The 12,070-nt window shown below is 48.6% G+C and carries 12 protein-coding genes; 10 read left to right on the top strand and 2 right to left on the bottom strand.

Annotated features, from left to right (window positions below; genetic code table 11):
• The first annotated feature begins 7 nt into the window (after positions 1-7).
• The 7 genes from D9736_RS16225 to D9736_RS16195 all read left to right on the top strand — a co-directional run bounded on the left by D9736_RS16225 (position 8) and on the right by D9736_RS16195 (position 6,492).
• Positions 8-532: a fimbrial protein gene (locus tag D9736_RS16225; RefSeq protein ID WP_130221374.1), complete on the top strand. Its 525-nt coding sequence runs from the start codon at positions 8-10 to the stop codon at positions 530-532.
• Positions 498-1,274, top strand: coding sequence for a molecular chaperone (locus tag D9736_RS16220; RefSeq protein WP_130258710.1), 777 nt, complete (start codon positions 498-500; stop codon positions 1,272-1,274). Before D9736_RS16225 ends, D9736_RS16220 begins: the two co-directional genes overlap by 35 nt.
• Before the next feature lie 13 nt (positions 1,275-1,287).
• Complete coding sequence (locus tag D9736_RS16215) at positions 1,288-2,418, top strand: fimbrial protein (protein ID WP_130258764.1); 1,131 nt, start codon at positions 1,288-1,290, stop codon at positions 2,416-2,418.
• 83 nt (positions 2,419-2,501) lie between these two features.
• Entirely contained in the window at positions 2,502-4,007 is a 1,506-nt protein-coding gene (locus D9736_RS16210; RefSeq protein ID WP_130217700.1) for a PstS family phosphate ABC transporter substrate-binding protein, read from the top strand.
• A 25-nt stretch (positions 4,008-4,032) separates the two neighbouring features.
• Positions 4,033-5,010: a PstS family phosphate ABC transporter substrate-binding protein gene (locus tag D9736_RS16205; RefSeq protein WP_130217698.1), complete on the top strand. Its 978-nt coding sequence runs from the start codon at positions 4,033-4,035 to the stop codon at positions 5,008-5,010.
• A 103-nt stretch (positions 5,011-5,113) separates the two neighbouring features.
• Positions 5,114-5,890: a hypothetical protein gene (locus D9736_RS16200; RefSeq protein ID WP_130217696.1), complete on the top strand. Its 777-nt coding sequence runs from the start codon at positions 5,114-5,116 to the stop codon at positions 5,888-5,890.
• 2 nt (positions 5,891-5,892) lie between these two features.
• Entirely contained in the window at positions 5,893-6,492 is a 600-nt protein-coding gene (locus tag D9736_RS16195) for a hypothetical protein (RefSeq protein ID WP_130258709.1), read from the top strand.
• Between the two features lie 230 nt (positions 6,493-6,722).
• On the opposite strand, the gene glpD is transcribed toward D9736_RS16195, so the two are convergent.
• The gene (glpD, locus tag D9736_RS16190; RefSeq protein ID WP_130258708.1) at positions 6,723-8,228 is read right to left on the bottom strand and encodes a glycerol-3-phosphate dehydrogenase; all 1,506 of its coding nucleotides are present in this window, start codon (positions 8,226-8,228) and stop codon (positions 6,723-6,725) included.
• Positions 8,229-8,417: 189 nt separating this feature from the next.
• On the opposite strand from glpD, the gene glpE reads away from it, so the two are divergent.
• Genes glpE through D9736_RS16175 form a run of 3 tightly spaced genes read left to right on the top strand, consistent with a single transcriptional unit; the run spans position 8,418 to position 10,394 of the window.
• Positions 8,418-8,744: a thiosulfate sulfurtransferase GlpE gene (glpE, locus tag D9736_RS16185; protein ID WP_130221378.1), complete on the top strand. Its 327-nt coding sequence runs from the start codon at positions 8,418-8,420 to the stop codon at positions 8,742-8,744.
• Positions 8,745-8,788: 44 nt separating this feature from the next.
• Positions 8,789-9,619 carry a rhomboid family intramembrane serine protease GlpG gene (gene glpG / locus D9736_RS16180; RefSeq protein ID WP_130221379.1) on the top strand — a complete coding sequence of 277 codons (831 nt, stop codon included), beginning with the start codon at positions 8,789-8,791 and terminating at the stop codon, positions 9,617-9,619.
• 16 nt (positions 9,620-9,635) lie between these two features.
• Positions 9,636-10,394 carry a DeoR/GlpR family transcriptional regulator gene (locus D9736_RS16175; RefSeq protein WP_021550071.1) on the top strand — a complete coding sequence of 253 codons (759 nt, stop codon included), beginning with the start codon at positions 9,636-9,638 and terminating at the stop codon, positions 10,392-10,394.
• Here D9736_RS16175 and rtcR read toward each other — a convergent pair.
• Positions 10,376-11,974: a DNA-binding transcriptional regulator RtcR gene (gene rtcR / locus D9736_RS16170; RefSeq protein WP_130258707.1), complete on the bottom strand. Its 1,599-nt coding sequence runs from the start codon at positions 11,972-11,974 to the stop codon at positions 10,376-10,378. The genes D9736_RS16175 and rtcR overlap by 19 nt on opposite strands.
• Positions 11,975-12,070: the final 96 nt, after the last annotated feature.

Raw genomic sequence — 12,070 nt, 5'->3', positions numbered from 1 at the left:
GGATAATATGACGCGCTCCTGGAATTTAATTGCTCTGTTATTCTCTGTGATATCAATGCCATCCATTGCTGATGATACAACACATACAGGTGTTGTACGTATAGAAGGAATAATAACGGCAAAGACTTGTATTGTTGCCGATGAGTCTAAAAATTTCACAGTTAACATGCCTGATGTTCCCAGTTATAGGGTGAGAAATTCAGGGAGTGTTACTGAAAAAGTTGGCTTCTCTGTAAAGTTAACCCGTTGTGGCAGTGATGTCGGTCATGCCAATGTCACGTTTGATGGAACATCAGTTAGTGAAGACACGGCCCTATATAAACTGGAAGAGGGCTCAGTCGAGGGGTTAGCACTGGCTATTTTTGACAACAACAAACAAAGTATTAGTAATGGTATAAAGAGTACAAGTTATGCCCTTACACCATTGGTAGATAATACATTGCATTTCTTTGCTGCTTATAAAGCTATAAAAAATGATGTACAACCAGGAGAGGCGAATGCATCAGTTTCCTTTATCGTCACTTATGATTAATGTGCTGATATGCTTTTTTATGTGTTGCACAAATGCGCAGGCAGGAGTTGTTGTTGGCGGTACCCGTTTTGTTTACCCAGAAAAGCAGTCATCAATTTCGGTCGAGCTTAAAAATACTGCCAGTAAAGATATGCTGGTTAAAATTTCCGTGACACCTGATGATGGCCGCCAGTTAAAAGGCACACTGGAATCCCAACCTTTACTACCAAATAAGGCGTTTATTGCCACACCACCATTATTGGTACTTAAACAAGATAAAAATACCAAAATAAGAATTAATCGCGTGGGTGGTCAGTTACCTGTGGATCGTGAGAGTTTATTTATACTGAATGTTGCAGCGTTACCTGCTCAGGAACAAAACTCACAACTTAAGAACGAAAATCAACTCCAGGTAGCTGTACGCAATAGGATGAAAATATTTTATCGCCCGGAGACGTTATCAGGTAATCCACTTGATGCTTATCAACAGTTACGGTGGTCGCGACACAATGAAGCTGTCACCATTTTTAACCCTACGCCCTGGTATGTGACACTCTATAATTTATCTATTGATGGTAAAAGCGTAAATGGTGGCATGGTCGCACCATTTAGTCATCGTCAACAGAATTGGTGTCAGCGGCAAGGAAATTGTGAGATTAACTGGCAAACGTTGGATCTTTACAATAATGCTTTACCTGTTTGGAGCGTAAAATTAAATGTTTTACAAAATAATGCTATGGGTGCAGTAGCGATACATGGATAACCGGAGAAGCATGATGCTTACTTATTTTTGGGGAAATATAAAAGCAATTTGTATATTGTTTATTCTTTTAGTCAGTAGCTGCTATAACATCGTATATGCGGAAGATATGGGACGGGATCGCGCTTTTTGTTATCCTGGTGCACCAGGTAATAATACTACTCCTGCGACATTTTCTTATAACTTTGGTACGGTGACTGTCTCAGATGTTAATAATAATTCTCCCGGAACAGTGTTACCAACACAGAGCTGGAAAATAGGGCGTTATAAGGCTTATTGTAATTCTCTGGATGATTATGAAATTTATTTTTCTGGTGTGTCTGGTATTGATCCGTCGGGAGCGGCTGGTGATCATCAGGGGAGCGATATATTTATACCATTGACACATGAGATATCTGTTTTGACACATATTAAACTTTATAATAAAAACGGCACAATGACAGATAAGACGGTACCTTTTGAGAACTATAGCACCAATTATCCAGCGGACAGAAGTAAACCAGATAATTGGTCCTCTGGAACAGAAGGTTATATAAAAATTAGACTTGATAAAAAAATAATATCCGATATATCGATAAATAACGTATTGCTGGTTTCTTTGTATGTCAGCCAATTCCCAACAGAGCACGGACCAATTCCCGTATTTAATGCTTATATTGGTAACTTAAATATTGAGGTTCCACAAGGCTGCACAATTAATGAGGGCACCAGCTTTACGGTTAATATGCCGGATGTTTGGGCCAGTGAGTTAAGTCGTGCTGGCGCTGGAGCAAAGCCAACAGGTGTTTCTCCAGTTGCAACCACTATTCCGATAAATTGTACGAATAAGGATATTGATGCCGTAATGACGCTGGTTTTTGATGGCAATATCTCATCAACGAGAGATGTTAATGGCCGGCAAAGCATTATTCAGGCGGAGGATAACCCAGACGTTGGCATTATGATTATGGATAGCCAACAGGAATCCGTAGACTTGAACGCCCTTGCTGCGCATGTTGGTGTGCCATTTAAGTTAATTGAAAACCGAGCTGAGTCAGCTCAGACAGCAGACGTGACTTTTCTGTCTCTACCCGTTAGTACCACAGGGCGACTACCCGCTGCGGGTCGTTATAATGCCCTGGCTGTTTTGCGGGTGGAATACCAGTGATGTATGAGTCAGTGCAGAAACGGATTAGCCCGCTTTTAGCCATCGGTGAAAAATAAAGCACAGTAACAGCAAGGATGAATAATATGCAAAACAGAAAATGGATTTTGACCTCGCTGGTAATGACTTTTTTCGGCATCCCCATACTGACGCAATTTTTGGCAGCGGTTGTTGCCATGCTGGGTGCCGGGCTTGCCGCCATTCTTGAAGTTTGCAATTTACTCTTCACGCCAACAATTTACCTTCTGCTTAACATTTTTATGTTGGCGCTGGGTGCGATAATGCTATTTTTCTCGGGGCGAGTATGGGCGGGCGATAGTGCACCAGAAAAAAGAGAAATAGCCGCCTGGCGGCAATGTCTTTTTTTAGTTCCCGCTTTATTAACCCTGATTGGCTGGATAATCACGCTGCATCTGGCAGATTATCAATTTCGCCAGATGGGATCAGGTTGGTTGGCAGACCTTATGCTCCCCTGGCTGGGCGTTTTGTTAGTCTCATTAGTCGGTGGTGAGTACTGGTGGGTAGTCATTATTCCCGTTGGGGCGCATATCAGTTTTTCGCTAGGATACAGCTGGCCAACCAGACATTCTTTAACCGGCACATCCGGGCTACGTTGCCGTAATTCCCTCCTGTTTATCCTTCTCATGCTTGGTTTTATCGCTGGTTATCAGGCTCATTTATATAAAGAACTTAATCCAGGCGTTGGTGTACGCGAAAATATTGATACCTGGGCCTGGCAACCCGATAAACTCAATAATCAACTGACGCCACTGCGTGGTAAACCGCAAATTCAGTTCACTCAAAACTGGCCGCGACTCGATGGCGCCACGGCAGCGTACCCAATTTATGCTTCTGCCTTTTATGCGTTAAGCGTAATACCAGAGGATTTTCACGTCTGGGAATATCTGGATAACTCTCGTACCCCCGAAGCATATAATAAGATTGTTAAAGGTGATGCCGATATTATCTTTGTGGCTCAACCTTCCGGTGGGCAGAAAAAACGCGCAGGGGAATCGGGCGTCACTTTGAACTACACACCTTTCGCCCGTGAAGCGTTTGTTTTCATCGTCAATGCGGATAACCCGGTTAATTCCCTGACTGAACAACAAGTGCGTGACATCTTCAGTGGCTCAATTACCAACTGGCGCACGGTTGGCGGTAATGATCAGGAGATCCAGACCTGGCAACGCCCGGAAGACTCTGGCAGTCAGACGGTGATGCAATCACAGGTTATGAAAAATGTCCGCATGATCTCACCACAGGAAACTGAGGTGGCTAGTATGATGGGAGGAATGATTAAAGTTGTTGCCGAATACCGTAATACAAACAACGCAATAGGCTACACCTTCCGCTATTACGCGACGCAAATGAATGCTGACAAAAATATCAAATTGTTATCGATTAACGGTATTACACCGACTGCGGAAAACATCCGTAACGGCAAATATCCGTATATCGTCGATGCCTTTATGGTAACGCGGGAAAATACGACGTCAGAGACACAAAAATTGGTGGAATGGTTTTTAACTCCGCAAGGGCAGAGCCTGGTGGAAGATGTGGGATATGTGCCGATGTATCCAACAATGAAATAACCCTCGAGGGAAAGGAATCAACGCGATGAATAAATTCACAGGCGTTTTACTGTTAGGTGCAGTATTACTGGCGGGATGCGCCGACCGGGAAGGGTACTATAACAGCGTCAGGGAAGAAGAGAGCCATGGCCTGACGTCTCTGCGGGGACAACCTGAATTCCGTTACAGCGAAGATTGGACAAGATGGCCGAGAGTGTACGGTGCAACAGCTTTATACCCGCTGTATGCTTCTGCATATTATGAATTAGTACCGGAGCCGAAAGATGCGGATCAAACCTCGCTGGCCTGGCAGGCGTATGGTTTACAGCAAACCCGAACAGCGGAAGCCTACGATAGTCTGATTAAAGGTACTGCGACTGTTATTTTTGTCGCGCAACCCTCTGAAGGGCAGAAAAAACGTGCAGGAGAAGCGGGTGTTAAGCTGAAATATACCGCGTTTGCCCGCGAAGCCTTTGTCTTTATCGTTGATATCAAAAACCCGGTTAATTCACTTAGCGAACGGCAGGTCAAAGACATTTTTAGCGGTAAAGTGAGTCGCTGGAATAAAGTGGGCGGCAGTGACGAAAGTATAAAAGTCTGGCAGCGGCCAGAAGATTCAGGAAGCCAAACGGTTATGAAGGGACTGGTTATGCAAGATACTCCAATGCTGCCAGCCAAAAAATCCACTGTTATTGATCTTATGGGCGGTTTAATTACCGAAGTCGCCGACTACCAAAATACACCATCTTCCATTGGATACACCTTCCACTATTACGTCACACGTATGAATGACAATATGCTTAAAATGCGCAAACAGATCAAACTGTTGGCTATAAACGGCGTTGCGCCTACAGAGGAAAATATTCGTAACGGATCTTATCCCTATGTTGTGGATGCCTATATGGTGACGCGTGAAAACCCCACGCCGGAAACGCAGAAATTCGTTGACTGGTTTTTAAGCCCGCAGGGGCAGCAATTGGTAGAGGATGTGGGCTATGTGCCGCTGTATAAAACGCAACCTTAGAGCAGGGAAATAATATGGATACTACCATTATTCGCCTGAACGCGGCGAATGCTCGTTTTGTTTATCAACCGTTTACACGCGACCAGCGGGCGAGGGGGTAATTATGCAACCCAGCCCCGCCATGCAGGCATTAATTGAGCAGATATATCACACCTTTCACCGTTATCCGGTGCCGAAGCAATTTGTGGTTTGTTGTGAATATTGCCTGAGTCAGCAGGAACAAAAGGCATTACGGAATACATCGTTACGAGCGATCCCTTATTCTTTAATCAATGCCTGGAATAGTAGTCCTGGTCCTGATCCGCAAAACAGCGATGAAGTCCGTTATTTTCTGCCGCGTCTACTGGAATTTGTTGCGCAGGGGTATTTTGACAATATTCACGAAGTCTTTTCTCTGCGCCGTATCAACCTGGCTAATAAAGCAAACTGGCGTGCGGATGAACTGGCGATATTGCAGCAATTTGCCTGCCAGTATATGGCTGATTGGGTATCTGGCGATGAAGCTGTCGAATTACAGTACATGCTGGAAATGTTTTTCCGTGCCGATATCGCCCTTGCGCCATTGCTTGATGCCGTTATCTCTGTACCCGGTTACCAGCCCACAGTGTCAGTGGCATGTTTACTGTGGCATAACAGGGAAGAGAATATCCAGAATAGTAGCTTTGAGCAGGATGATGACGATAAAGCTATTACCGCCCAAATCAATACCTGGGCTGACAACAATCAATCCATCCTGAAAGAACGCTCGCGGCAAGCGATTGAGAACCCGCTTAGGCAGCCTGAACAGGGCACACGATATCAGGTCTGGGAAGATGACTGGCTGATTGATGAGTGTTTATGCGCGATGTATGACGCATCATCCGAATCACCAGGGCAATAAAGATGAATAAAATCAGACTTTATATTCCCCCGCTAATTCTCGGCTTTATTATTGTACCGTTGTTGATATGGCCGACGGTGGTTGCGCTGGCTGCTTCTGTTATAACGCTGAGTTTTCTGGGGGAGATACTGTTCTCTATCCCGCTCATGATCAGGCGTATTTCATTTCTGGAATTACAACTTTGGTTATCGGTCGAATATGCGCTTTTCTTCTGTGTAATGTGCTGCGTCGGTTGGCAATTTGCTCGCAGAACTCAATCTGAATTGAAAAGCAGACTGCATTGTTGGCTGGTATTTGCACCAGTTTATTTCTGGTTGCTCCTGTGGAATATCATTTTTTATGTCGCGCCAGCGCAAATTGCTTTGCTGGAAAATATGCGCAGTTTCTTTCTGACAGTCGTCTGGCTCCCACTGAATTTTTCGCCATTTTGGTCCCAACCGTGGACTGGCTTTGTCGGCCCGATAAGTGCACAGCTTGGTTTTGCGTTGGGATATTATTGCCAGTGGCGTAGCAAAAATAGAAGCCAGAGGAAGAAGTGGGGCGAGTGGGTAATGTGTCTGAGTTTTGTTACGTTGGGTATGATGGCGTGGGCTTTGCGGTAATTCCCTGAATCAAAAAGTAGGTTAGATTGAAATTTGACCTCAGATTGTTGACGAAGTGCGCTTTGTGCATGCCGGATGCGACATGAACGTCTTATTGGCCTACAAGACCATGCAAATTCAATATATTGCATAAACCACGTAGGCCTGATAAGCGTAGCGCATCAGGCAATTTTATGTTTGTCATCAGTCTCAGGCCAGATCGAAATCTGATCTGGCCACCTTACGTTAAATCACGACGCCAGCGACAACTTCTGCTGCGTATACTCTACCAGCCACTGACTCACACGAGATTGTTGATCCGCATTCAGCCACATGCCTTGCTTTGTGCGACGCCACAGGGCATCGTCGGCACGGCGGACCCATTCGTGATCCACCAGATATTTCAGCTCCGCTTCGTAAAACTCATGTCCGAAATCCTCCCCGAGGTCGCTTATCGCCCCTGCATTGCCGAGCAGCAGCTCGCTGTTGCTGCCGTAAGTGCGCGCATAATGACGTGCCAGCGATTCGGTCAGGAATGGGTAACGGCGGCGCAGACGCGCGGCATAATCGTCGCGGTCGCCTTCAATGGCACCACCCGGCAGCACGCTCTCTTTCGTCCACGCCGGGCCAATACCCTGATAATACGGCGTCAGTTTTTCCAGCGCATGTTCCGCCAGTTTGCGGTAGGTGGTCAACTTACCGCCGAATACCGACAGCAGCGGTGCTTTGCCGTTTTCATCATGGATATCAAGGGTGTAATCACGGGTAATAGCCTGCGGCGAGTCGGACTCATCATCACACAGCGGACGCACACCGGAGTAGGTCCAGACGATATCGTCACGGCTTAACTGCTTTTTAAAGTGCGTGTTATACACTTTCAGCAGGTAATTGATTTCACTCTCTTCAATCTTCACTGCTTTCGGATCACCTTTGTATTCCACATCGGTGGTGCCGATGATGGAAAACTCGTCCATCCACGGGATCACGAACACAATGCGTTTATCTTCGTTTTGCAGAATGTAGGCCTGCTTTTGGGTATGCACGCGCGGCACCACAATATGGCTGCCTTTGATCAGGCGAATGCCATAAGGCGAAGGCAGATGCATCCCATCGTCGAAGAACTGCTTCACCCACGGGCCGGTGGCGTTCACCAGGCCGCGTGCCTGCCAGCTGTATTTTTTACCGGTATCGATATCTTCCGCTTCCACAATCCACAGGCCGTTTTCGCGGCGAGCAGAAGTGGCACGAGTACGAGTAAGCACTTCGCCGCCTTTACGCACCACCATCTGGGCGTTGGCGAGTACCAGACGGGCGTCGTCAACCCAACAGTCAGAATATTCGAATCCGCGCTTAATTTCCGGTTTTAACACTGAGTTTGCGCCAAAACGCAAAACGGTTGATCCCGGCAGGCTGGTGCGTTTACCCAGATGATCGTACATAAACAGACCAATCCGAATCATCCACGCCGGGCGCAGATGCGGACGATGCGGCAAGCGAAAACGCATCGGGAAGGCGATATGCGGGGCCATTTTCAGTAGCACTTCACGTTCGGCCAGCGCCTCGCTGACCAGTCGGAATTCATAGTGCTCAAGGTAGCGCAGGCCACCGTGAATGAGTTTTGAACTGGCGGAGGAGGTCGCGCAAGCGAGATCCTGCGCCTCCAGCATCAGCACGGATAAACCGCGTCCAGCGGCGTCTGCCGCGATACCAGCACCATTGATGCCGCCACCTATCACAATCAGATCTTTGGTTTCCATGCTGCCCTCATTCACTTTCGTTAAAGCTCATAAATGCTCGTTATCGAACATATTAGCAAAGAATCGCGCTTTGGGTAACATTGAAAAAACATTTTAGAGTGATATGTATAACATTATGGCGTTTATCTGCCGCTTCGACGTAAACTGTGCGGTAAATTTGCCCACTTGTTTGTAAAGAAAGAGAGACGCATGGATCAGTTCGAATGTATTAACGTTGCCGACGCGCACCAGAAGTTGCAGGAAAAAGAGGCGGTGCTGGTCGATATTCGCGATCCACAGAGTTTCGCAATGGGGCATGCGGCGCAGGCTTTCCATTTGACTAACGACACGCTGGGCGCGTTTATGCGTGATAACGACTTCGATACACCGGTGATGGTGATGTGTTACCACGGTAATAGCAGCAAAGGCGCGGCGCAGTATCTGCTGCAACAGGGCTACGATGTGGTCTATAGCATTGATGGCGGTTTTGAAGCCTGGCAACGTCAGTTTCCCACAGAGGTGGCGTACGGCGCGTAAGGCTTTATACTGTCCCCTTTTGTGTGGAATAAGCGACAGCAACAATGTTGATGATTACCTCTTTTGCTAACCCCCGCGTGGCGCAGGCGTTTGTCGATTACATGGCGACGCAGGGTGTTATCCTCACGATTCAACAACATAATCAAAGCGATGTCTGGCTGGCGGATGAATCCCAGGCTGAACGTGTGCGGGCGGAGCTGGCGCGTTTTCTCGAAAACCCGGCAGATCCGCGTTATCTGGCGGCCAGCTGGCAGGCGGGCCATACCGGCAGTGGCCTGCATTATCGCCGTTATCCTTTCTTTGCTGCCTTGCGTGAACGTGCAGGTCCGGTAACCTGGGTGATGATGATCGCCTGCGTGCTGGTGTTTATCGCCATGCAAATCCTTGGCGATCAGGACGTGATGCTATGGTTGGCCTGGCCATTCGATCCGACGCTGAAATTTGAGTTCTGGCGCTACTTCACCCATGCGTTAATGCATTTCTCACTAATGCATATCCTCTTTAACTTGCTCTGGTGGTGGTATCTCGGCGGTGCGGTGGAAAAACGCCTCGGTAGCGGTAAGCTAATTGTCATTACTCTCATTAGCGCCCTGTTAAGTGGCTATGTGCAGCAAAAATTCAGCGGGCCGTGGTTTGGCGGGCTTTCTGGCGTGGTGTATGCGCTGATGGGCTACGTCTGGCTACGTGGCGAACGCGATCCGCAAAGTGGCATTTACCTGCAACGTGGGTTAATTATCTTTGCGCTGATCTGGATTGTCGCCGGATGGTTTGATTTGTTTGGGATGTCGATGGCGAATGGAGCACACATCGCCGGGTTAGCCGTGGGTTTAGCGATGGCTTTTGTTGATTCGCTCAATGCGCGAAAACGAAAATAATTCCAGGGATTTATAAATGAAACAAACACAACGTCACAACGGTATTATCGAACTGGTTAAACAGCAGGGTTATGTCAGTACCGAGGAACTGGTGGAGCACTTCTCTGTCAGCCCGCAGACTATTCGCCGCGACCTCAACGAGCTGGCAGAGCAAAACCTGATCCTGCGCCATCATGGCGGTGCGGCGCTGCCTTCCAGTTCGGTTAACACGCCGTGGCACGATCGCAAGGCCACCCAGACTGAAGAAAAAGAGCGCATCGCCCGTAAAGTGGCGGAGCAAATCCCCAACGGCTCGACGCTGTTTATCGATATCGGCACCACGCCGGAAGCGGTGGCGCACGCGCTGCTCAATCACAGCAATTTGCGCATTGTCACCAACAATCTCAACGTTGCTAACACGTTGATGGTAAAAGACGATTTTCGCATCATTCTCGCCGGAGGCGAATTACGCAGCCGCGATGGCGGGATCATTGGCGAAGCGACGCTCGATTTTATCTCTCAGTTCCGTCTGGACTTTGGCATTCTGGGGATCAGCGGCATCGATAGCGACGGCTCGCTGCTGGAGTTCGATTACCACGAAGTTCGCACCAAACGCGCCATTATTGAGAACTCGCGTCACGTTATGCTGGTTGTCGATCACTCGAAATTTGGCCGTAATGCGATGGTCAATATGGGCAGCATCAGCATGGTTGATGCCGTCTACACCGACGCCCCGCCGCCAGCGGGCGTGATGCAGGTGCTGACGGACCATCATATTCAACTGGAGCTGTGCTGATCCTGCACGGCTTCCCACGCCAGACCAAAACGCGCCAGGTATTTGCGTAGCCGATCCGCGTCATTGACGCTGGCTTTGCCCTGGCGCGAAACATCAAAAAGCTGTCGTCCAGCTGCGGAAAGCGACTTTGCCTGGCGGCAGATAGCGATAACGTGTTCCAGTTGCATACGGTCGAAGAGATCGATGTTTTCTGCCTCTGCGCCCAGCAACGCCGTAAGCGCGGAGGGGCGGCTCTCCTGCCAGTTATAGCGCAGACGGTTTATCTCATCTTCAACCACGTCCAGAGTGATGCGTCCGCTAGTGGCAAAGGTTGCCATCCGCGTGACGCTGGCAGAAAGCTCGCGAAAGTTACCGCGCCATGTTGCCTGGGGAGATGTCGCAAAGGCCAGCCAGGCGCGCCGTGCTTCGGTGTTAAAACGCACGCTGTCGCCGGTGAGTGAGGCGTGGCGCTCCACTTCATAATCCAGGTTAGGTTCAATATCTTCCTGGCGCTGGCGCAGCCCCGGCAGGGTGAAGGTCCAGAGATTGATCCGCGCGTACAGATCTTCGCGGAATTTGCCTTCGGCAACCAGCTGGCGCAAATCGCGCACCGTTCCGGCGATAAGCTGAAAATCACTGCTCACCTGGCGATCGCTGCCAAACGGGTAAAAGGTTTTCTCTTCAATGGCTTTCAGCAGCATTGCCTGTTCGTCTGCGCCCAGTTCGCCAATCTCATCAAGAAACAACATTCCACCGTTGGCGCTGCGTAATAATCCTTCACGAGATTCCCGCGCCCCGGTAAACGCGCCTTTCACATGACCAAACAGCGTCGACATGGCGGTATCGCCGCGCAGGGTGGCGCAGTTCACTTCCACAAACGCGCCGCTAAACTGATGCCGTGCCTGTTTTAACTCGAAGATGCGTCGCGCCAGAAACGACTTACCTGCACCGGTTGGGCCGTTAAGCAGGATCGGTGCGCGGGATTTAATCGCCACTTTTTCGATCTGCTCAATCATGCGGTTGAAGTGGGGGTTACGCGTGGCAATGCCGGACTTAAGAAAATCGAGCGTTTGCTGGCGTTCCTCGGCAAAGCGGCTGGCGATGGCGTTATAACGGCTTAAATCGAGATCGATAATCGTCACCGCGCCTGGACTATCGGGCTGTTCTTTTTTGCGCGGAGGTGAAGATTGTATCAACCGGGCGGGTAGGTAACGCGCTTCTGCCAGCAGAAACCAGCAAATCTGCGCGACGTGGGTGCCGGTGGTGATGTGAATTAAATAGTCTTCTTTATCAGGTTGGAACGCGTAACCACGGGCGAAGTCATGCAGGCAGGCGTAAACCTCTTCGAAATCCCATGGGTTATGCAGTTCAATCTCAACGCTCACCACTTCTGTTTCTGGCGAAACGCTGGCGATATCGCGTTTAAGCGTTTCAAATAGCGAGCGCGAGCGGGCGTCGTGCAATAATTCCAGTCGATCGATGACCAACGATTCTTGCTGGCATAAACAGAGTGTCGGACGCCATTTTGACCAGCGCTGACTACCGCGCCCGGCATAATCCAGCACCGTTCCGACAAAGCCAAAAGCCACTGTTTTACGCATCTTAGATATCCTTATAAAAGACGATATTTCATTATCGGTAAATTGGCTTTGCGGGAAATCTCCGTTTACGGACGTAAAGATTTTATCTATTTAAAA

The sequence above is a fragment of the Escherichia sp. E10V10 genome, from assembly GCF_004211985.1.
In the GTDB taxonomy this organism is placed as follows: Bacteria; Pseudomonadota; Gammaproteobacteria; order Enterobacterales; family Enterobacteriaceae; genus Escherichia.
The sequence above is the reverse complement of the archived record's forward strand: the minus strand, read 5'-3'. Positions and strand labels throughout refer to the sequence as shown.